Below are 23,184 nucleotides of genomic sequence, written 5' to 3'. Positions count from 1 at the left end.
TATTTGTAATCAAACGATTAAGGAGCTGATGATTTTAAAGGCGGAACATTTGATCAAGAAATACAAACAACGTACTGTTGTGAATGATGTATCCTTTCATGTGGAACAGGGAGAAATTGTCGGTTTACTGGGCCCAAATGGTGCTGGGAAGACTACTTCTTTTTACATGATCGTAGGCCTCATCAAACCAAACGATGGTCACGTATTCCTCGATGATCAAGAGATTACGCAGGACGCTATGTTCCAGCGTGCGCAGAAGGGAATAGGTTATCTAGCACAGGAAGCTTCTGTTTTTAGAAAATTATCCGTGGAGAATAACATCCTGGCTGTTCTGGAAATTCACTACCCCAATAAAGAAGAGCGCTTAGCAAAGTTAGAAGAACTGCTTACCGAATTTAGTCTGCACCGTGTGCGCAAAAACCGGGGAGATCTCTTATCTGGAGGTGAAAGACGCCGTACGGAGATAGCACGCGCACTGGCTGCTAATCCGCATTTCATACTTTTAGATGAACCTTTTGCCGGTGTAGACCCTATTGCTGTTGAAGAGATCCAAACAATTGTTTCTAAGTTGAAACGTAAAAACATTGGTGTGCTCATCACCGACCATAATGTGCAGGAAACGCTTTCCATAACAGATAGAGCATACTTGCTTACGGAAGGGAAAATTATGCTAACGGGGACTCCGGAAGAGATTGCTGATAATGAACTCGCCCGGAAGTTCTATTTGGGCCGCCATTTCGAGCTACGAAGAAAAAAACTATAACAGCAGAGCCAACTTGATACTATAGACCATGGAATTACTCAATTCTCTATTTACGTGGATTATGAAGAAGCGCATTCATCAGATTGAGCTTTTCATGAAATATCCGCACGATGTGCAGGAAGAGTGGTTCCAAAGTTTAATAGCAACAGCAGAGGCTACCGAATGGGGAAAGAAATATGACTATCACAGCATCCTTACCCCAGAAGAATACAAAAGCCGGGTACCTATACAGGACTATGATGATATTAAGGGGTATGTAGACCGCATGATTAAAGGCGAGCAGAACCTGCTCTGGCCTACGGATGTGAAATGGTTTGCCAAATCATCAGGCACCACGTCAGATCGCTCAAAGTTTATTCCCGTTAGTATGGAGGCTTTGGAAGATTGCCATTACCAAGGTGGTAAAGATATGCTCTCAATCTATTGCCACAACAAACCTGAGAACAAAATTTTTACCGGCAAATCTGTTATCATCGGGGGCTCTTCACAAATCAATAATTTCAGTCCCGATTCGTATTATGGAGACCTTTCCTCCATACTCATCCGGAACCTTCCATTCTGGGCAGAATTTAAGCGTACTCCAAATTTGGAAGTCACCTTAAACCCAAATTTCGAAGAAAAGATCGACCAGATAGCGGAAATCACTATTAAAGAAAACGTGACCAGCCTTGCCGGTGTGCCTACTTGGAACATCGTTATGGCAAAACGCGTGCTGGAAATAACAGGTAAAGATAACCTTTTGGAAGTATGGCCAAACCTGGAATTTTATGGACATGGGGGTGTCAGCTTTAAGCCCTACAGGGAGCAATTCAGTGCGCTGATTCCATCGGAGAATATGTACTATCTGGAAAACTACAATGCGTCAGAAGGGTATTTCGGCTTGCAAGATCAATCAGATGCGGATGATTTACTCCTGATGCTAGACTATGGTATCTATTATGAATTTCTACCGATGGAAAATATTCACGACGAGCATCCAAAAACCTTGGGGCTCCATGAGGTAGAGCTTCACAAAAACTATGCAATCATCATTTCGACCAATGCAGGGTTATGGCGCTATAAAATCGGCGATACCATACGCTTCACCTCTCTTTCACCTTATCGCTTCCAAATTTCCGGCAGAACAAAACACTATATTAATACATTTGGTGAAGAACTGATTGTCGATAATGCGGACCAAGCCTTGCAACAAGCGTGTAAGAAAACATATGCAGTGATTAAAGATTACACAGCAGGCCCCGTCTATTTCAAAAACAAGGAAGCCGGCGCTCATGAATGGATTATAGAATTCGAGAAGCAACCAAACGACTTTCAACAATTTTGCGAAATTCTCGACAACACGCTGCGCGAAATCAACTCCGATTACGATGCAAAGCGATACAAAAACATGGCCTTAGGCTTTCCAATTGTCCATAATGCGCAGAAAGATATTTTTTATAAATGGATGAAAAATCGGGGAAAACTAGGCGGGCAGAATAAAGTTCCTCGTTTGGCTAACGACCGCATCTACTTGGAAGAATTGCTTAGCATGATTCATAGCTAAACATTTTAAACTCTTCCGTTTCTCATCTATTGATTCTTTTTTCTAAATTGCACATTCTTAATTTTAAAGGGATGAGCGAGACGAATACTTACTTAATTCGCGTAGAGCCGACAAAACAATCAAGACTCTCGCAGGTAGATTTCAACAATTTGAAATTTGGGCAGATTATGTCAGACCATATGCTCGTGGCTAACTACGAGGATGGCGCATGGACGGATGTCAGTATTGTACCTTATGGCGATTTGACCATTAGCCCTTCTATGTCAGCGCTACACTATGGGCAGTCTATTTTCGAAGGTGTAAAAGGTTACAAGTTTCCGGATGGTACGGTAAGTATTTTCCGACCTGATAAAAACTGGGAACGATTCAACAAATCTGCTGCACGTCTGCAGATGCCTGAAGTTCCGGAGGAAATTTTCATGGGCGGCCTAAAAGAGTTGCTACAAGTCGATGAGGCTTGGGTTCCTTCGGTTGAGGGCACATCGCTTTATATTCGTCCGTTTATGTTTGCTACGGAAGCTGCCTTAGGTGTACATCCATCTGCATCGTATAAATTTGTGATTATCACATGCCCCGTAGGTGCCTACTACAGCAAGCCGATTAGCTTAAAAGTAGAAACATATTACACACGTGCTGCTGACGGCGGTGTGGGTTTCTCCAAAAATGCAGGCAACTACGCCTTGTCGTTGTACCCTACGCAATTGGCGAACCAAGAAGGCTATGATCAAATCATGTGGACTGATGCTGCCGAGCATAAATACATTGAAGAAGCTGGTACCGCCAATTTGATTTTTCGTATAGGCGATACCATTATCACTCCGCACGGGGACACCATTTTACATGGGGTTACGAGGCGAACCATCATGGAGCTTGCCGAGAAATGGGGTTTCAAGGCCGAACAGCGCAAAGTCTCCGTACAGGAATTAATCGATGGCATCAAAAATGGCAGCGTATCTGAGGCCTTTGCTGCTGGTACTGCAGCGACAGTGACACATATTTCGAAGATAGGCTTTGAAGGACAAGATTATGATCTACCTCCCGTGGAAGGCCGTGAGTTTTCAAACAAAGTTTTGGACTACCTCAATCAACTTCGTTATGGTAAAATAGAAGATCCATTTGGATGGAACTTCATAGTATAAGATACAGAAGGACTGCCTAAAAGCATGCCTTCAAGGTCATTGCGAGACGGAGGAATAAAAGCGAAACAATCATGTGTTGCAAAAATCTTGATTGGTCAACTTCGCCAGTTACCATCCTTCCTCGCAATGACTTTTTTTTGGTATGTGTCAACCTTTCGAATGCTTTCCGCTATTTCTTTTCTGCAAACCTGACCACCTGTTCCCATTCTGCTGGCGCGAACCACTCGGTATTACCATACTTCTTGAACCAAGTTATCTGTCGTTTCGCATATCGCCGCGAATTTTGCTTAATGCGATCTATCGCCTCATCAAGCGCTATTTCCCCATCTAAATATGCAAATAGTTCGGCATAGCCTACGGTCAATAATGCCGGTTTGTTTCGAAAATCTTGTAAAGCTTTTACCTCAGCAAGTAGCCCTTGGGCCATCATTCCATCTACTCGCTGGTTAATACGTTCATACAGGCGCGCGCGATCCATATTAAGCCCTATTGTAAGCACATCAAATGATCTTTTTTCGTGGATTCTTCTATGAAAAGAGCTGAAAGGAAGGCCAGTTGCCTCAATAACTTCGAGCGCACGGATTACACGTTGTGGATTTTGTATATCTGCGCTTTCATAATATACCGGATCAAGTGACCGCAACTTTTCCTGCAATACACCTATGCCCTCCTCCTCATGCAGCCTATTTAGCTGCTCCCTAACTTCCGCCGGTGCACGGGGCAGATCATCCAATCCTTCACACACTGCTCGAACAAATAGGCCAGAACCGCCGACCATAATCACGTAATCATGATGCTCAAACAGTTTCTCTAATAGAGTTAATGCATCTCGCTCATAGTCACCGGCGGAATATTCGGTAACTATGGAATGCGAATTAATAAAATGGTGTTTCGCTAATCCAAGCTCTTCTTCTGAAGGTTTCGCAGTTCCGATAGACATCTCTGTATAAAATTGACGCGAATCTGCAGAAAGTATCTCCGTATTGAAATGGCGGGCCAGTTGAATGGCCATCGCTGTCTTACCGACAGCAGTGGGGCCAACAACGACTATTAACTTTTTTTTATTACCCATCATGCGCTCATAAAAATACCTTAAGCGATTAACTTAAGGTATCTATAATCATATATGCTTTGTGAACTTCCTAAAATTCATCTTCGTAACCGTTTGATTTTTGGGATTGCTCTTCACTATCGCCTTCGCTCCCCTCGTCATCAAACATATCAAACTCCTCTTCATCATCCACTCCATACTCTGTTTCATCAGCCACTACATCATCTTCGTCGTCATCCTCATCATCAATTCCAGTTGATAGCGGAAAGGCAGATGCTGATGCATTTTTAGGAGCTTCGCCGACTGTTTTAGAAATTAATGGGTAGATTTTGCCATCTTCCTCTTTCAAAATCTTCACTAATTCGACGTGAAAATCATAGGGTCTATCGAAGTTATATACGTAATAGAATTTTTGGTGTGGATCATCGATAAACTTACTTAAACGGATAGCTTCCATAGTAAGCACACCCGTCTCTGCTTTGCGCTGCGATGGTAGCAACGATATTTCTGTGCCTTTCTTCCACTGGTCATTACTCACATAGAATGAAGAAGAAACATCGGATCTGTAGCCGGTGGAATTGTGTATAGCCTCGTGCAGCTCTAAAAAAGTCGCTCTGGACGGCATGTCAATTTCCCGATATATATCCTCGTAGTCCTCAAAAGTTACTCGAAATCTGTAAATAGCCATTCTTAATCTTATCGTTTTAGTATTTCATCAATCAAAAGATAAAAATACAATAATTTTTAAAAAACTTATAACACGCCTGCGTTCTTAAGTTGCAATCCCAAGCTCTCTCCTTTTTGCGCAACGTACTTGAGGGCGTCTTCTCTGCTATTTGCAATCTCTCCTTCAAGGATTGCTTCCCGCATAGCATTTTTTATTATACCAATCGTTCGTCCAGGGTTAAGATCAAAAAGCCGCATAATGTCTTCTCCAGAAACCGGAGGCTGCCAATTTCGTATCTGATCGCGTTCTTCAACGTCTTTAAGTTTCTGCTTAACCAACTCAAAGTTATCCCTGTACTTCCGCTTTTTAAATTCATTTTTCGTGGTTACGTCTGCATGACATAGCATCATCAATGCATCCACGTCGTCGCCGGCATCAAATAGTAACCTTCTCACTGCCGAATCCGTCACGATATCTTGCGCCAACACAATTGGCCGCAGGTGAAGCTGTACCAGCTTTTGAACGAACTTCATCTTTTCGTTTAGCGGTAATTTGAGCTCAGCAAATAGCTTGGGTACCATTTTAGCGCCCCTATCTTCATGACCGTGGAATGTCCAGCCCACCTTTTTATCATACCTTTTAGTTGCAGGCTTGGCAATATCATGCATAATTGCTGCCCATCGCAGCCATAAATCGGTTGATAAAGATGCCACATTATCCAGCACCTCCAGTGTATGGTAGAAATTATCTTTGTGTCCACGTCCGTCGATGATGTCGACGCCGTGCAAATTTTGCATAGCCGGGAAAATCAGAGGTAGTAGGCCTGTATCAAATAAGTAACGAAAGCCAATGGAAGGTTTTGGCGATTGAATAATCTTGTTGAGCTCGTCCGTAATTCGCTCTTTGGAGATTATTTTGATACGGTCCGCATAGGCTGAGATAGCAAGTATGGCCTGCACATCTATCTTAAAACCTAGTTGCGTAGCAAAGCGTATAGCGCGCATCATACGGAGCGGATCATCAGAAAAGGTAATGGCCGGATCTAAGGGTGTTCGAATGATGCGCTGCTCAATATCCTTCACCCCATCAAATGGATCAACCAACTCCCCGAAGGTTGTGCCATTCAAACTAAATGCCATAGCATTAATTGTGAAATCCCGCCGATTCTGATCATCCTCTAACGTTCCATCTTCCACGATCGGGTTTCTAGAATTCGAGCGGTAAGATTCCTTACGAGCACCGACAAACTCGATATTAATGTGATCATGGACAAGCATTGCTGTACCAAAGCTTTTATAAACGGCAACTTTGGTTTTTAATATTTCGCCCAACTTAGTAGCGAAGTCTATCCCACTTCCCAATACCACAATATCCACATCATTGTTAAATGGCCTTCCCATAATCCGGTCACGCACATACCCGCCAATAACAAAGCACTCAATTTTCTCAGTATCCGCTAAATCTCTGATTATTTGAAAAATAGGATGTTGTAAGTATTCTCGCATAGCAATCTTCTCGTAGGCCGGAACCTATCAGCCAGCAAAAATAAGGATTATTTGGTAGAAAATGGGCGATAAAGTGAAGAAGGGGCAGCGTGTTGGGCAGTGCGTACAGTGTAATGCGTAATGCGTAAGGAGAAAGTTTTCCTAGAATGCTTCCATCATGGTCATATATATATATATTAAAATATCTGGAATGAGTTCGGCTCCTTCGTGTTCGTACACCTGCAGCAATTATAAAAAATATCCGACCTACCAACAGTCGGTTCATACCCTACATAACTTGCTTTTGATGTGTGATTTTTATGAGGTCAATTCGTGCGAATAAGGTTTACCGAGTCAAAACCGCGATTCTTCGTTTCTCACTTTTCACTTTTCACTTTTCACTTTTCACTTCTAACTTTTTAATTTTTACTTTTTACTTTTCACTTTTCACTTCCCACCCCTGCAAAAGGAACGCCCTATCCGAGCTTAGGACGGAAGAGATGCGCGTTGGAAAAAGCAATTCAGAAGAAAGAAAGCGTTAATCCCGATCCTTTGACAATCTTCGAAATGCAAGTGGGTTCGCCGTAAGCTCCGCTTGTTCCCGGCGCCTTTCAACGATATGTACGGCTGCAAAGATTGCTTCTAAGAAAGATTCATGCGAAGCTATATTTTTCCCGGCGATGTCATATCCTGTTCCATGATCTGGAGAGGTACGCACGATGGGAAGGCCAGCAGTAAAATTTACGCCCTTACGGGAAGCTATATGTTTAAATGGAATAAGTCCCTGATCGTGGTACATCGCCAAGACGCCGTCAAACTTCGTATACGTTTCGCTTGCAAAAAAGCCGTCAGCCGGATAGGGGCCAAAACAGAAAACGCCTTCCGCTTTAGCTTGCTCGATGGCCGGTTTAACAATCTCTTCGTCTTCCGTGCCGATCAATCCATTATCTCCCGCATGTGGATTAAGCCCCAAGACCGCTATTTTCGGCTTTTGAATCCAAAAGTCTTTTTTTAAACTGTCATGCATCATCTTTAATTTCGCTACAATAGCCTCCTTCGTAACGGACGTTGCTATATCCTTTACTGGAATATGCCCTGTTACCACTCCAATACGGAGTTCGTCCGCGATCATAAACATTAAAACGTCGCCCGCCGCCGACTTTGCTTGCAAAAATTCTGTATGGCCTGGGAAATTAAATCCTTCTTGCTGTATATTGTGCTTGTTAATAGGTGCTGTGACAAGTGCATCTATGCGACCGGCATTAAGGTCTTCCACGGCTTTATCTAATGATAAAAACGCATATTTCCCTCCTATCTCATTCTCCTCGCCAAGCGTTATTTTTACATCCTCTTGCCAGCAATTTATCATGTTGGCACGTTTCGGATTGGCTTGATCAGCGCTATTGATGACGTTAAAGCTGAAATCCTGAATCCCAATCGCTTTGCGATGAAAAGAAGCAACTTTTGTATTACCATAAACAATAGGCGTAAAGAATTCAAACACACGGCTATCCATTAACGATTTAATGACCACTTCTAACCCTATTCCGTTAACATCCCCTATGGTAATACCAATTTTCAGTTTTTCACTCATTTTTTCAAGCTTTAAATCAAAATTACAAATTTTAGGCTAATAAAAAAGTGTCTCCTGTAGACAGCTGCACGCTAATCTCCACAATCGAAAGATGCCGACGCTCCGTAATCCTCCGCCAAGGAAGTTGAATACCAAAAGGCGTTACCGCTGGAGCCGCTAAGACCAGAAAGTAAAAAATAGTATCTTTGTACAAACAAAGAATATGAGTACAGTACGCGCAAAAAAACATCTCGGACAACATTTTCTAAACGACAAGGGTGCAGCCCAGAAAATCGTGGAAGCATTGGATCCGGCACTAGGCTTCAGACAAGTTTTGGAGGTAGGTCCGGGTATGGGTGTTTTGTCTGATTTTTTGTTGGAAAAGGATGCTTACGAAACTTGGCTTATTGATATCGATGATGAATCTATACGTTATTTGGCAGATAGATACCCACAGTTAGCGCATCGACTTATACACGGCGACTTTCTAAATCTGGATTTCGGACAGCATTTTGAGTCTCCGATGGCTATCATTGGTAATTTCCCTTATAATATTTCCTCCCAGATCCTTTTCAAGATTTTAGACGAGCGACACCGCGTCGTGCAAATGGTGGGTATGTTTCAAAAAGAAGTCGCCGAGCGTTGTGTGGCGAAACCGGGAAGCAAAGAATATGGAATTTTAAGCGTTTTTTTACAAGCTTACTACGATGTGCAATACCTTTTCACCGTCAAAGCCGGCGCATTTAATCCGCCGCCGAAAGTACTTTCCGGTGTGATGCAGATGACCAGGAACAAACGGGATACGCTAGATTGCGACGAAAAATTATTTTGGAGGGTTGTCAAAGCTTCCTTTAATCAGCGTCGCAAAACACTGCGCAATTCGCTATCAGCCGTTGTTCCAAAGGACAAAATGAGTGATAACCCACTATATGAATTGCGCGCTGAGCGCCTTTCCGTAGCCGACTTTGAAAGCCTTACAAGAGAAATCAGCGCGGTGCTATAATATATATCCATGGAGTCGAAGGTAGCAATTATAGGCGGAGGCGTTGCCGGATTGACCGCAGCAATAGGATTGCATAAACTTGGCATTCGCGCACAAGTCTTTGAACGCGTACAGTTATTGCGCGGGATCGGCGCTGGATTTGGACTAGCGGCCAATGCCATGCAAGCGTTTGACTACCTCGGCCTCCGCGAAGGCGTTGAGCAGATCGGACACTTTCTTCCTTCCTACAATATTCTCGACCAAGACGGAAGGGTTTTGGTAACGCCATCAACGGGAGATATCACCCAAAACTATCATCAAAAAAACTTTTCTATCCATCGCGGCGACCTCCATCAATTTTTATTGGCACAGCTGCCAGCAGACACGCTCAACTTAGGGAAAGAGGCTACACATGTTCGTAAAAAGGACAGAACAGTCGTCATCAATTTTACTGACGGAAGTAGCGTGGAAGCGGACGCATTAATTGTAGCCGACGGCGTTAAGTCGCCTATTCGTCAGCAAATGATTCCCTCCTCGAAACCGCGGTATTCTGGCTATACCTGCTGGCGCGCTGTTATAGACAATAGCTCAGTCAATATTAAACGAGGTTCGGAAACATGGGGAGCGAAAGGCCGCTTTGGCATGACACCGCTAGTCAATAACAAGCTTTATTGGTATGCCTGTATCAATGCCGCGCCCAATAGCAATACCTACCGAAACTATCGCGTCGCAGATCTACAAAAGCACTTTAGCACCTACCATTCCGATGTTAGTGAGATATTGGCACATACGTCAGATGAAGACCTTCTGTGGAACGATATTATCGATATAAAGCCATTGGACAATCTTGCTGACGGCCGCATACTCTATATTGGCGATGCTGGGCATGCTACCACGCCTAACTTAGGGCAGGGCGCCTGTCAGGCGATTGAAGACGTCGCAGTTCTTGTCGATGAGCTGCGCCATAAGCCCGACTTCGTGGATGCTTTTAAAAACTTCAACCGCCGCCGGCTGCAGCGCACCCGCTATATCACAAATACCTCGTGGCAAATAGGCAAGATCGCCCAATGGGACAACCCATTGTTTATCACGATCAGGAATACAGCTATGCGTATGCTGCCGGAAAAAATCAAACAAATTCAGTTGCAAAAATTACTGAAGGAAGATTTTATGTCTATTAACAAAAAGTAATGCAAAAATCTATTTTAATCGTTGATGATGTACATGAGGTACTGCTGGAGAAATTGGAAGGCGCAGCTATCCGTTTTGACTACCAACCAGAATGTAATAAAACGAAAGCCGAACAAGTCGTTAGTAAGTATACAGGACTCATCATACGCTCTAAATTTCAGGTCGATAAGGACTTTATTGATAAAGCTACAAACCTGCAATTTATAGCACGCGCAGGTGCGGGAATGGATAATATTGATGAAGACTATGCACGTACGAAGGGAATAACACTTATCCCGGCAAATGAAGGCAACCGAGATGCCGTAGGCGAACATATGATAGGCATGCTTTTAAGTTTAATGAACAATCTAAATCGGGGCCATCGCGAAATCTGCAAGCAGCAGTGGCTTAGAGAAGAAAATAGAGGTTACGAACTCAAAGGCCGAACGGTGGCGCTTATCGGTTATGGCCATAACGGCCAAGCTATGGCCAAAAAGCTGTCCGGTTTTGATGTTCAAATTATTGCGTATGATAAATACAAGACTGGATTTTCCGATCAGTACGCGCGAGAAGTCTCTATGGAAGAAGTAGTAAAACTTGCAGACATAGTTAGTTTTCACATTCCACTCACCCGCGAAACAAAAGGTATGGTCGACAGGGAATACCTTTTCCATTTCCGAAAGCCAATATTCTTTTTGATGGGCGCGCGCGGCGGCATTGCTGACATTTCAGCTGTGTTACATTACCTGGATAATGGAAAAATTCTGGGCGCAGCGTTTGATGTTTTGCCTGTTGAAAAATTCCCAGCCCTGAGCGAGCAAGCTTGGTTTGACGACCTGATCAGCCGTGATAACGTATTGCTAAGTCCGCATGTTGCGGGCTGGACCTTCGAAAGTTACTATAAGCTATCGGCTATCCTGGCAGATAAAATCATTGCATTTAATCAAATAGTCTAAAAGCGAAGAAAACCATAATGAACTGTACCACCAATGCAAAATCTAACAGATACGCATTGTGGTACCGGTCAGCATTGCGAAAAACTACCGTGCGCAATGTAATTCCTATCAAAAAATTTGTGCTAAGAATTCCTAATTTAAGAGGCAGTGGAAATATCGTCAACGCTACAAAAAAGCTATGCAAACCCAACAACATGTAACACAATCGGATAGCGCGTTGCGCACCAATGATATTAGGTATGGTTTTTAAGTGGTAATAAGAATCTTGTTTGATGTCTCGAATATCGAAGGGCAATGTACATATAAGTAGAAAAATAAACTTAAGTGCGAACAGTAGCACCAAACGATGGCTATCGATATGTACATCGTTCAGGAATAACTCGAAAGCTGGAAGACAAACTGAACTCAATGTCCACACGAGCGCAATATGAAATATCTTCATCGCTGGCAACTGCCTCAGGCCTACCTTCTTCCCCTGATAGGGAAACACCGGAAAAGAATAGGCGATGCTAAATAAGCCAATCGCGCCCAAAAAGAGGAGGCTGTAGAAATGTATATAGAAAACCGAATAGCCCAAAATCAAGATGGCTATCAAGCTATTCAACCATAGCACCCATTCATTCTTAAATACCCAGCGAGTTCGTTTATATATGGACTTGCTTGGATCTTTGGGTCGTGAAAGGAGCAAACTGAAGTTGTATAATACCAAGGTAGCGGAACCCTCGATCGCTATCATCGCGTAGTCGAACGGCACATTAAAAAAAAGATAGGTTAATGCACACTGGGCCATTGCTGCTCCCGCGATAAGCAAGTTCGTATGGATAAGGAAGTAATAGCTTTGCCGCAACGCATTCATAGCTAAATATACCAATAGTTAGCTAATGTGCCTTTACAGGCATCAATTATCCGACAAAAAGATTGGCATTCATGGCAAAAAAAACTAAATTAGCTTATACGTATTCATAACAGACATATACAGATAAATAGATGTCTTTATTGAATAAGTAAAATTATTTTGCACCACATAATATGAACCTACAGATTAAAAGTTTTGAGGAATATCAAGACGCATACAAGCATAGCGTCGAAAACCCAGAAGGATTTTGGGGAGAAATTGCAGAAAAATTCTTTTGGAAAAGGAAGTGGACGAATGTCCTAAACTGGAACTTCTCCGAACCTGACATTAAATGGTTTGAAGGTGGAAAGGTAAATATCACTGAAAACTGCCTGGATCGTCACATATATAATATGGGTGACAAGCCAGCCATTATCTGGGAACCAAATGATCCAAATGAGGCACACCGCATTTTAACTTACAAGCAGTTATTGGATAAAGTAGAGACTTTTGCGAATGTACTTAAAAACAATAATATAAGTAAAGGCGATAGGGTATGCATCTATCTACCGATGGTGCCTGAGCTTGTTATTGCCGTTTTAGCCTGCGCACGCATAGGTGCTATCCATTCCGTTGTATTTGGCGGGTTCTCCGCACAATCTATTGCCGACCGCATTAGCGATGCTGAGTGCAAACTTGTTGTGACTTCAGATGGGGGCTTTCGGGCGGGCAAAGTGTTAGAGCTCAAGTCTATTGTCGATGATGCTTTGATGCAATGTAAATCAGTAGAACGGGTTATTGTATTAACAAGAACACGCACGCCGGTGTCTATGATAAAGGGCCGCGATGTGTGGTGGGAAGATGAAATAAAAAAGGTAGAGACACAAGGCAATCCGCCTTGCCCAGCTGAAGAAATGGATGCTGAAGACCCCTTGTTTATCCTCTACACATCTGGCTCTACTGGTAAACCTAAGGGCGTGGTCCATACCACAGGTGGTTACATGGTCTATACCGGTTACACCTTTTCCAATGTATTTCAATACCAGCCTGGGGAAGTTTATTTCTGTACAGCAGATATAGGCTGGATCACCGGCCATAGCTATATTGTTTATGGCCCACTATCACAGGGCGCTGTTTCTGTACTTTTTGAGGGCACGCCTACTTATCCAGATGCTGGCCGTCTTTGGGATATCGTAGAAAAGCATAAAGTAAACATTCTCTACACCGCCCCTACCGCCATACGCTCATTAATGGCCTTTGGCGATGAGTTTATCGCAGACAAAGACCTAAGCAGCATCAAGAAATTAGGATCTGTAGGCGAGCCAATAAACGAGGAGGCTTGGCATTGGTATCATGATAAAGTGGGCAAAGGAAAGGCCCCCATCGCAGACACATGGTGGCAAACCGAAAATGGTGGTATTTTAATTTCTGCTTTGGCGGGTATCTCTCCCACCATACCAGGCTATGCCATGTTGCCATTACCAGGAGTACAACCTTGCTTGATGGACGAACAGGGACAAGAAATTGAAGGAAATGATGTTTCTGGAAATCTGTGTATTAAATTTCCTTGGCCGGGGATGTTGCGCACGACTTGGGGTGACCATGAACGCTGCAAACAAACCTATTTTTCAACCTATGCAGATAAGTATTTTACGGGTGATGGATGTTATAGAAATCCCGAGGGCTATTATAAAATAACCGGTCGTGTAGATGATGTATTAAACGTTTCAGGGCACCGTATTGGCACAGCCGAAGTGGAAAATGCAATCAACATGCATGCTGATGTGGTGGAGTCTGCAATTGTAGGATATCCGCATCCGGTAAAGGGACAAGGAATTTATGCTTATGTGATCGCTAATCATCATATTGATGCGGAAAGCACCAGAAAAGATATCCTACAAACGATATCCCGCCTTATCGGCGCTATTGCCAAGCCTGATATTATCCAATTTGTAGCTGACCTACCAAAAACACGTTCCGGAAAAATTATGCGTAGAATTTTACGGAAAATAGCGGAGGGCGAAACGCAAAATCTGGGTGATACGTCTACCTTACAAGACCCTACTGTGGTGGAATCTATCATCGAAGGAGCGAAGGAATTTAATAAATAAGTAGCATTAGCTGTGGTGTGTTAGCTTTGTTGACACACCATAGCCTATTCTTTCCTACTCGATATCTTTTACACATCGAAAGCCTACGTTGTTGGTTGGGCTGTTCACTTCACCCTTACCTCGGCTTCCTGCTTTGTATCGCTCACAGTATGCATCATTACACAGAAAGGAGCCGCCACGTTGCACGCGTTTTACTAAACCAGGTTCCTGCGGATCATAAGATTCTTTCGGTCCTGTTGGGTTGACCTTACTATTGTTGGCAAAATAAGCGTCGGCGCGGTAAAAATCCGAACACCATTCCCAAACATTTCCTTCCATATCGTACAAACCCCAAGCATTGGCCGGGAATGAGCGAACAGGCGCTGTCGTCTCAAAACCGTCTTCTAAAGTATTGCTAGCAGGAAATGTCCCTTGAAAAATATTTGCCAGCCATTTTCCATCTTCTTTTTTTTCATTTCCCCAATAATAAGGTTCGTTAGTGTGCTTTCCCGCTTTGGCGGCATACTCCCATTCCGCCTCTGTGGGAAGTCTTTTTCCTGCCCATTTTGCATAAGCTTCGGCATCTTGGTAGGCCAGTTGCGTAACAGGATGGCTCTCTTTTCCTTTTATTGAGCTATGGGGTCCTTCCGGATGTTTCCAATTCGCGCCTGGTACATAAGTCCACCATTGCAAATGGTCGTTAAGGCCAGATATATCTTTGTTGGGTGTAAATACCGCGGCTCCCGGCACTAACAAAGCTGGATCTACTCCGGGAAATTCTTCGGGATTCAGCGGTTGCTCTGCTACCGTCACATAGCCTGTTTCCTTAACAAATTTGGCATATTGCGCATTGGTTACTTCATGCTCATCCATATAAAATGAGTGAAGTGATACCTCGTGAATAGGCTGCGCATCTTGAAAAGAAGCCGACCCCATCTGGAATTTCCCTCCTTGAATGAATACCATATTTGCATCGTCTGCACCTTTTCTGACCACTATTGAATCTTGTCGAGCCAACGTAAACCGAGATGGTATGCCCCCAATATGGCAAACAGCGACAGAGTCTGAAGGAAAAGTTGTACTTGTCTGATTCGTCCCAGAGTTGCGTCCCGTACAAGCAACCAGGGAAATAAAGACGAGGTAGGTTATGCGATTCATAGCTTCCAATATACCATTATTTACACGGAAAATAAAAAGCAATAAAATAACAAATGCCCTCCAAGAATACAACGATTCAGGAGGGCACTCACTCTGGGGGGATAGCAGTCAGCGCAATGCGTGAATCCTTCTTACTTCACGTTTAACTGATTATCTTGCGTTTTATTGACTTTTGGTCGAATACCCGTATTGCCTCCACCGTTCAATGTTAGATCGTGGGGTTTATTTGTTTTCCAAGCTCCTTTCGTAAAGTCTGGAATAGCCACTGTTTTACTATTTCTTGCAACAGACTCACAACTTAAAGGCACGATCACACTCCATGAAGCCCCGTCATAGACATCTTGATCGAGTGGTAAGCCGTTTCGTAGACAATCGATCAGTCGCCAGTCCATCATAAAGTCCATGCCGCCATGCCCACCTACTTGTTTAGCTTGTTCACCGATATAGGAAATCAGTTCCGGCGTATACTTTTCGTACAATCCTTTTAACTCGTCTTCTTTTATAAAACTGTGTCCGAAGGCAATGCGTTCTTCTGGGTATTTTTGGGCAAAAGCCTTGGTACCACTGACCACATGAAGACGAGAATAAGGTCTTGGTGATGTCACATCATGTTGCAGCATCATCGTTTTTCCTTTCTCCGTTTTAATCAAAGTGGTATCCATATTTCCACGATATTTCTTACCAACAAATTCCTGATAAAAAGCATCTGACGCAGCCAGTTCACGCGCCTTATCAGCCATCATAAAGTCATTCGACTGCATAGCGACAAGGTGTGCCATGCGATCTCCTCTGTTGATATTCATGCACTGCGCGATCGGTCCTAAGCCATGTGTAGGATATAAATTACCATTCATCTTGATATTTTCCCGAAGGCGCCACATGTTGTCATACCCATTTTTGTTGAAATTAAGATCCAATAGATCATGGATATAAGCGCCCTCTGCGTGAATCAATTCGCCAAATAGTCCTTGTCGGACCATGTTCAATGTCAGCATCTCAAAGAAGTCATAGCAGCAATTTTCCAGCATCATGCAATGTTTCTTCGTTTCCTCGGAGGTTTTAACTACTTCCCAACACTCTTTTACAGTAAGGCCAATGGGCACTTCGCATGCGGCATGCGCTCCTGATTTCATGGCGGCGATACTCATAGGCGCATGGTAAGGCCACGGTGTACAGATATATACCAAGTCCAGCTCAACCTCTTTCAGCATCTGTTGCCAGCCATCTTCACCAGAAAATGATTGAGCTTCCTTCAGACCCTTATTCGTCAATATCTTTTGAGCTTTCGCTACGCGATCTGCATGCTTATCGCACAGGGCCACGATCTCTGCGCCCTCGATATAGGATAATCGGTCAACAGCGCCTGGGCCACGCATCCCCAAGCCGATGACAGCAACCCTCACCTTCTCGATTTTTGGCGCTGCATATCCGCTCATATTAAAACCTCCCTGCGCCCCGAAAGCATTTTGATGGAGTGCAGGTAACGAAACGGCGACACTAGATAGTAACGAAGCCTTCTTTAAAAAATCTCTTCTATTGGAGTTCATAGTTGATAATTTCATGTACATTAAAGGGGGCAATAAGCGCCCCCCTTAAATCACCTATTTTAAAACAAACTAAACAGTTCAATACAACCTATTCACATGTCGATGAAAAGGGATATAAATGGTATTGTAAAAAGCTATTTACCAGCTTTGTTATACAAGTATAGTTTTATTAAAAATGAAATAGAAATGAAATTGTAAAGCAAACGTTTGCTCAATTTTTCTGAGCAGGTCGTCCGCGCTTTCTTACGAGAAAAAGGAGCTATTTTGTATTGCTCAGATATCGATCTGACCGATCAATTCTTTTAGTTGTACTTCGGATAACTTCGCCTGCAGTTGTGCAGTATTGAATCGAGAGAGCGCGGCAATGAAATTCTCCTGCGCGTCCCGAAATTCTACAGCACTAATAGAGCCAATGGTGTATTTGGCCAGCGTGATGTTTAAGTTTTGCCGGGCGATATCTTCGTTTTTTTCTTCCAGTTTTACCAACTCCAAGTTGGTGAGATAAGTTTCGTAAGCTGTCCTAAGGTTCGTTTGAACCAAAAGCCGTTGTTGTTCAATCAATAAACCCGCGTTATCAATTTGTATTTTGGCTATGCGTTCGTTACGCCTTTGATTAAAGCCGTCGAAGATATTCACGGCCGCCGTGACACCGTAATTGAATCCCCTTGAATTGGATTGGGCAACAAATCCCAAACTGGATTCCGACTGTGAAAAGTTATAGCCGGTATTCAAGCGTATTACCGGATATCGAGCTGCTTTTATATTCTTTAAGTCGAGCTCCGCTAATCTCTTATTAAGGACGATAAGCTGCAAATCGGGATTAAACCTATCGGCCTGATCCAACAAATCCGCGTATACCAACGCACCATCAATAGTGACAAGTGTATCCACAGAAAAATCAATGTCTAACTCCCTCGCCAAAAGTCCATTTAGCGATGTTTTTAAATTTTTTACGGTTTCCGCTTGGCGTAAGCGCATAGAAACGTCTTCATTTAAATTTACTTGCACATTTAAAACCTCGAGCTTGGCTGCTTTACCTATTGAAAATCTATTCTGTGCGGTTCGCAAACGTTCATTTGATATATGGATATTGGAATCCAATGCTGACAACATATTCTGTTGCTCGACAATAGTGTAATACAAGGTAATGACATCACCTACGGTAGTTAGCACAGCGCGCTTCATTTCGAGGTCACCTTGCTTCTCCAGTTCCTGCAGTCTATCCAATCTAGCGAACATGCCTAATCCGTCAAAAACTGTCCAGCCAATGTTCACTCCGTAGGTTAAGTTATTATTTCTTGCATTATCCAAAGCTCGCTCTAAGCCATTATTTTGAATTTGATTGGAGTTTTGAATACTATTATTCTGTGTTAAGTTTCCGGTTACTGTAGGTAATATGCCGGCTGTACCATAGGTATTATTCTCTTTCGCAATACGTTGCGTGTTTTTTGCCAGGCGGATATTGTAATTGTTTTCAAGAGCGATATCTACTGCTTCACGCACAGGCAGTATCTCTTGGCTCCAAGCCATTTTTCCACACAAGCCGAACGACAAAAAAAATAAAAAAAATACTTTACTCATGACATTATGCTTCAATCTCATCAAATTCTGGTCTCCTCTTCCTTGCTTTTGACATCATTAAATAAAAAGCTGGGATAACGTACAAGGTTAATATAAGGGAAAACATCGTTCCACCCACGATAACAACCCCCATACCTATACGGCTTGTGGATGCTGCACCTAAGGAAAGTGCGATAGGAAGTGCGCCCAAGGCTATAGCCAACGAAGTCATCAGAATAGGACGCAAACGCGCTTCTGAGGCGGTGACCACAGCCTGGTATTTATCCAACCCTTGATCCCGAAGTTGATTCGCAAATTCAACAATTAAGATTCCATTCTTCGTTACTAGTCCGATAAGCATAATGGTACCTATCTGACTAAAGATATTCCAAGTTTGTCCGAACAGCCACAGTGAAAATAAGGCACCACCTACAGCCATCGGTACCGTGAGCAAAATAATAATTGGGTCGATAAAGCTTTCAAACTGCGCGGCAAGAATCAGGAAGATAAGCAATACAGCCAAACCAAACGCAAACATCGTATTCGATCCACTTTCCACAAAATCACGTGCTTCACCACCTAGATCCGTTGTGAAACTTGCGTCCAGAACTTTCTCCTTCGTAGCGTCCATCGCCTCGATGCCATCACCCATGCTCTTGCCCGGTGCCAAGCCCGCAGATACCGTTGCAGACATATATCTGTTGTTATGATAAAGCTGCGGCGGGCTACTTCGCTCCTCCATAGTCACGATGTTATCCATCTGTATTAACTGCCCGCTTTGACTTTTCACAAACATGGAGGCTAGGTCCATTGGGGTAGCACGGTCTTTCCTGTCAAACTGCCCCATCACTTGGTACTGCTTGCCATTCATCATAAAATAGCCGAAACGTTGCCCTGAAAGAGACATCTGCAAGGTTTGAGCGACATCAAGAACAGAAACGCCTAAAGATTGCGCTTTAACACGGTCTATCGTAACAAATATTTCGGGCTTATTAAATTTCAGATTAACATCAACCATAGAAAACGTATTGTTGTTACTTAGCTCATCCATGAAAACAGGTATCTTTTCTTCGAGTTGCTGGAAATTAGGCGCCTGGATAATATACTGTATCGGAAGACCACCACGCCTATTCACTGAAATAGTAGGCTGCTGCGATACTGCCACCCGAGCTTCGGAATATTGTTTAGTAATTCCAGACAGATGGTTACTGATTTCTTCCTGCGAACGCGCTCGCTCATCTGGCTGAACAAGCCCCAACCGAACAATCCCGCTGTTAACCGATGAGGAACCAAAGCCGGGAGATGTGATGACCAAACTAACTTTTTTCTCGGGAATAGAATCATTAATCAGGAGCGTAAGATCCGTCATAAATCGATCCATATAGTCATACGAGGCTCCCTCTGGCGCTGTCACACGTAAACTCAAATAACTTCGATCGTCATATGGAGCCGTCTCTTTCGGAAGCACCGAATAGAAAAAATATATCAAAACAAAACAGCCTGCAATCACCGCAAAACTTAGCCATTTGAAACGAAGAAATCCCCGTAAAGACTCCTCATATTCTTTGTTCATCATGACGAAGTATCGCTCTGTTTTTTCGTAAAACTTCGATACGCGTTGTTCACCACCCTTCATGAGGTAAGCATTGAGCATCGGGGTGAGCGACAGAGACACAAACGCAGAGATAAGTACGGCAGCACCGATGACAACGCCAAACTCCCGAAAGAGCCGACCTACAAAACCTTCTAAAAAGATAACAGGTAAGAAAACCGCGGCCAATGTAATAGAAATGGAGATTACCGCAAAGAAAATCTCATTAGAGCCTTTTATCGCTGCTTCGATTGGCGACATGCCTTCTTCCACCTTTTTAAAAATGTTCTCCGTGACGACAATACCATCATCCACCACCAAACCCGTCGCCAGAACAATTGCCAAAAGTGTCAATACATTGACGGAGAAGCCGCAAAGATACATAATGAAAAATGTAGCAATCAGTGACACTGGAATATCAATCAACGGTCGAAACGCAATGGCCCAATTTCTGAAAAACAAATAGATTATCAATACAACGAGGACGATGGCTATCGCCAATGTTTCTAAAACCTCAAGCACTGCTTTTTTTACAAACTGGGTGTTGTCTATGGCAATGTTTAAATCAAACCCCGGTGGCAGGTCATTCTGTAACTTATCATACTCCAAATAAAATTGATCTGCTATATCCAAATAGTTTGTTCCCGGCTGCGGGATAATCGCTAAGCTAACCATTGGATAGCCAGAGTCGGACATCTTGGTCTCGAAATTTTCTGCTTCTAAAGCAGCAGTTCCCACGTCGCCCATACGAATGATTCTGTTATCATCCGATTTAATAATAATATTGTTGAATTCAGCTTCAGTGGCAAGGTTGCCCATCGTCTTCACCGCCAATTCGGTATTTGCACCCGTAAGTTTGCCTGATGGCAGCTCCACGTTTTGACTATTTAACGCGGTACGGACATCCAGCACCGTTAGTCCATATGCTGCTAAGCGGTTCGGATCGATCCATAGACGCATGGCATACTTTCGCTGACCCCATATCTGCACGGAACTCACCCCTGGAATAGTTTGTAGCCGTTGGGAAATAACATTTTCAGCGTAATCAGATAGCTCAAGCACATTTTTCGTTGTGCTCTGCACCGTCATAGTAATAATGGGTTCCGAATCCGCATCAGCTTTTGAAACAACAGGTGCAGCATCAATATCCTGTGGTAAGTTTCGCAATGCCTGCGACACTTTATCGCGAACGTCATTAGCCGCTTCTTCGAGGTTTTTGCCCAAATTAAATTCGATGGTGATGTTGCTGCTCCCCTGATTACTTGAGGAAGAAATATTACGGATACCATCTATCGAATTGATGGACTTCTCTAAGGGCTCTGTGATCTGCGATTCAATGATATCTGCATTCGCACCGGAGTAGTTGGTACGTACAGATATCTGCGCAGGATCTATGGATGGATATTCTCGGATTCCCAGAAATGTATAGCCTATGATTCCGAATAGAATCAGCATGAGGTTCATTACAATTGCTAGAACCGGCCGCTTTATGCTTAGTGTCGATAAACTCATTTCGCTGCTTTTTATCGAAGTGTAACGGTAACCGGACTGCCGTCCCGCAAGGACATTACTCCTGATGTCAATACCGTATCACCTGCCCTGATACCTTTCAAAATAAGAACCTCTGCATCGGTCCTTCCGCCAGTCTCCACCAAAACTTCGGAAGCTTTACCGGCCTTCTGAACGAATAATTTCTTGCCATTTTGGATGGGGATCAATGCTTCTGTTGGCACCAATAAACCCGTTTCAATCGTCTCCAAAGGAAAAACTACATTAGCAAATGTACCAGGAATCAACTGGCTGTCGCCATTATCTGCTAGTGCTCGCACCCTTAGCGTACGCGTCGCCGACTCTACAATAGGTTCTATTGCATACACCCGAGCTGAAAATTCCTTCGCAATTTCCTGAACAGTAAACCGCACATTACTCCCTATCTTCACCTTACTGGCATACTTCTCTGGAATGGAAAATTGTAATTTTACCTTGCTTATATTCACAAGCTGTGCAATATCTGTCGTAGGTGTTATATAGCTTCCTTTAGAAATGTTTCGTAATCCGATGGTTCCCGAAAATGGTGCTCTAATCGCCGTTCGTCTTAATTGGGCTTCTATCAACTGTATCTGAGATTGTGCTGTTCGAAACTCGGCACTTGCAATGTCATACTCTTCCTGACTAATTGCTTCTTTCTCTAATAGTAATTTAGCCCGTCTTTCATTTTCGGCAGAAAGCATATTTTGTGTCTTTGCTTGTGCTAATTGCGCACGGAGCTCACCATCATTAATACGAATCAATACTTGACCTTCTCCGACTTTACCTCCTTCAGAAAAGTTTAATTCTTCCACAATACCTGAAATTTCAGAACGTAAACTGACGATTTCATTTGGCTCTATAGAACCGGTCAATGATAGAAAATCGGAGAAAGGTTTGCCCTGTACGACGAAACCGTAAACCTTTGATTCTGACGATCTGCCCCCGCCGCCGCCGCTATTAGCCTTTTTATTATTGACCATTATACGGTACGCCACCAAGCTTCCTATTATAACAAGAACGGCAATCAACACTATAGAAACTTTCTTACTCATGGCTGTCTTATGTGGACAAAAGGTTTTGAAAATATGGCACAAGATACCGCAAATTGCTCGAATCGACTTGTAAAAATCTTAACACAAAATGGCAGTGGATATAAATATTAGTTGATATTAGTTAAAAGGAGAAATGCGTAGTGGGGTAATGCGTAGTGAGAATAGATAGTAGTAGATAGATTATAGTACTTAGTATTTGGAATTGGGTAATAGGTATTGCGTAATGCGAAAATCACCGTCTTTGCGAGGAGGAGGAACGACGACGCGGCAATTTTCAGTATTGCGTAGTGCGTATTGAGATAGTAAGTCTGAAAGAAGAGCCAGAAGCATTGCGAGGAGGAGGAACGACGGCGCGGCAATTTTCAGTATTGCGTAGTGCGTAGTGGGTATTGAGATAGTAAGTCTGACAGAAGAGCCGGAATCATTGCGAGGAGGAGATACGACGACGCGGCAATTTTCAGTATTGCGTAGTGCGTAGTGGGTATTGAGATAG

At 43.2% G+C, this 23,184-nt stretch carries 17 protein-coding genes; 7 read left to right on the top strand and 10 right to left on the bottom strand.

What is annotated here, in order from left to right:
- Positions 1-28: 28 nt before the first annotated feature.
- The 3 genes from lptB to DI53_RS11195 all read left to right on the top strand — a co-directional run bounded on the left by lptB (position 29) and on the right by DI53_RS11195 (position 3,445).
- A complete protein-coding gene (gene lptB, locus DI53_RS11205) occupies positions 29-763 on the top strand; it encodes an LPS export ABC transporter ATP-binding protein (protein WP_037499238.1) in 735 nt (244 codons plus the stop codon).
- A 28-nt stretch (positions 764-791) separates the two neighbouring features.
- Complete coding sequence (locus tag DI53_RS11200) at positions 792-2,306, top strand: GH3 auxin-responsive promoter family protein (RefSeq protein WP_037499235.1); 1,515 nt, start codon at positions 792-794, stop codon at positions 2,304-2,306.
- Between the two features lie 71 nt (positions 2,307-2,377).
- Positions 2,378-3,445 carry a branched-chain amino acid aminotransferase gene (locus DI53_RS11195; protein ID WP_037499232.1) on the top strand — a complete coding sequence of 356 codons (1,068 nt, stop codon included), beginning with the start codon at positions 2,378-2,380 and terminating at the stop codon, positions 3,443-3,445.
- Positions 3,446-3,614: 169 nt separating this feature from the next.
- On the opposite strand, the gene miaA is transcribed toward DI53_RS11195, so the two are convergent.
- The 4 genes from miaA to pdxA all read right to left on the bottom strand — a co-directional run bounded on the left by miaA (position 3,615) and on the right by pdxA (position 8,241).
- Positions 3,615-4,520, bottom strand: a complete 906-nt coding sequence (gene miaA / locus DI53_RS11190; protein ID WP_037499230.1) for a tRNA (adenosine(37)-N6)-dimethylallyltransferase MiaA — start codon at positions 4,518-4,520, stop codon at positions 3,615-3,617.
- A gap of 67 nt (positions 4,521-4,587) precedes the next feature.
- Entirely contained in the window at positions 4,588-5,184 is a 597-nt protein-coding gene (locus tag DI53_RS11185; RefSeq protein WP_037499227.1) for an IS1096 element passenger TnpR family protein, read from the bottom strand.
- A gap of 65 nt (positions 5,185-5,249) precedes the next feature.
- Positions 5,250-6,668 (bottom strand): CCA tRNA nucleotidyltransferase, encoded by a 1,419-nt coding sequence (locus DI53_RS11180; protein WP_037499225.1) that lies wholly within the window; start codon positions 6,666-6,668, stop codon positions 5,250-5,252.
- Between the two features lie 517 nt (positions 6,669-7,185).
- The gene (gene pdxA / locus DI53_RS11175) at positions 7,186-8,241 is read right to left on the bottom strand and encodes a 4-hydroxythreonine-4-phosphate dehydrogenase PdxA (RefSeq protein WP_037499222.1); all 1,056 of its coding nucleotides are present in this window, start codon (positions 8,239-8,241) and stop codon (positions 7,186-7,188) included.
- A gap of 202 nt (positions 8,242-8,443) precedes the next feature.
- Between pdxA and rsmA the strand changes: the two genes are divergently transcribed.
- The 3 genes from rsmA to DI53_RS11160 are packed head-to-tail and all read left to right on the top strand — an operon-like array spanning position 8,444 to position 11,328.
- Entirely contained in the window at positions 8,444-9,223 is a 780-nt protein-coding gene (gene rsmA, locus DI53_RS11170; protein WP_037499219.1) for a 16S rRNA (adenine(1518)-N(6)/adenine(1519)-N(6))-dimethyltransferase RsmA, read from the top strand.
- A 9-nt stretch (positions 9,224-9,232) separates the two neighbouring features.
- A complete protein-coding gene (locus tag DI53_RS11165; RefSeq protein WP_037499216.1) occupies positions 9,233-10,393 on the top strand; it encodes an FAD-dependent monooxygenase in 1,161 nt (386 codons plus the stop codon).
- Positions 10,393-11,328, top strand: coding sequence for an NAD(P)-dependent oxidoreductase (locus tag DI53_RS11160; RefSeq protein WP_037499214.1), 936 nt, complete (start codon positions 10,393-10,395; stop codon positions 11,326-11,328). The genes DI53_RS11165 and DI53_RS11160 overlap by 1 nt, the downstream gene beginning before the upstream one ends.
- On the opposite strand, the gene DI53_RS11155 is transcribed toward DI53_RS11160, so the two are convergent.
- Complete coding sequence (locus DI53_RS11155) at positions 11,312-12,184, bottom strand: UbiA prenyltransferase family protein (protein WP_037499211.1); 873 nt, start codon at positions 12,182-12,184, stop codon at positions 11,312-11,314. The two genes, DI53_RS11160 and DI53_RS11155, sit on opposite strands and share 17 nt — an antisense overlap.
- Before the next feature lie 173 nt (positions 12,185-12,357).
- On the opposite strand from DI53_RS11155, the gene acs reads away from it, so the two are divergent.
- Complete coding sequence (gene acs / locus DI53_RS11150; RefSeq protein ID WP_037499208.1) at positions 12,358-14,274, top strand: acetate--CoA ligase; 1,917 nt, start codon at positions 12,358-12,360, stop codon at positions 14,272-14,274.
- A 54-nt stretch (positions 14,275-14,328) separates the two neighbouring features.
- Here the strand turns inward: acs and DI53_RS11145 are convergent, their stop codons facing one another.
- The 5 genes from DI53_RS11145 to DI53_RS11125 all read right to left on the bottom strand — a co-directional run bounded on the left by DI53_RS11145 (position 14,329) and on the right by DI53_RS11125 (position 22,691).
- Positions 14,329-15,411, bottom strand: coding sequence for a formylglycine-generating enzyme family protein (locus tag DI53_RS11145; RefSeq protein WP_037499376.1), 1,083 nt, complete (start codon positions 15,409-15,411; stop codon positions 14,329-14,331).
- 131 nt (positions 15,412-15,542) lie between these two features.
- The gene (locus DI53_RS11140; RefSeq protein ID WP_052072347.1) at positions 15,543-16,958 is read right to left on the bottom strand and encodes a Gfo/Idh/MocA family protein; all 1,416 of its coding nucleotides are present in this window, start codon (positions 16,956-16,958) and stop codon (positions 15,543-15,545) included.
- Between the two features lie 273 nt (positions 16,959-17,231).
- Positions 17,232-18,539: a TolC family protein gene (locus DI53_RS11135; protein WP_241462408.1), complete on the bottom strand. Its 1,308-nt coding sequence runs from the start codon at positions 18,537-18,539 to the stop codon at positions 17,232-17,234.
- Positions 18,540-18,543: 4 nt separating this feature from the next.
- Complete coding sequence (locus DI53_RS11130) at positions 18,544-21,621, bottom strand: efflux RND transporter permease subunit (RefSeq protein ID WP_037499206.1); 3,078 nt, start codon at positions 21,619-21,621, stop codon at positions 18,544-18,546.
- Positions 21,622-21,632: 11 nt separating this feature from the next.
- Positions 21,633-22,691 carry an efflux RND transporter periplasmic adaptor subunit gene (locus DI53_RS11125; protein ID WP_037499204.1) on the bottom strand — a complete coding sequence of 353 codons (1,059 nt, stop codon included), beginning with the start codon at positions 22,689-22,691 and terminating at the stop codon, positions 21,633-21,635.
- Positions 22,692-23,184 lie beyond the last annotated feature (493 nt).

This window comes from Sphingobacterium deserti (assembly GCF_000757725.1).
In the GTDB taxonomy this organism is placed as follows: domain Bacteria; phylum Bacteroidota; class Bacteroidia; order Sphingobacteriales; family Sphingobacteriaceae; genus Sphingobacterium; species Sphingobacterium deserti.
This window is presented reverse-complemented; position numbering and strand designations above follow the sequence as displayed.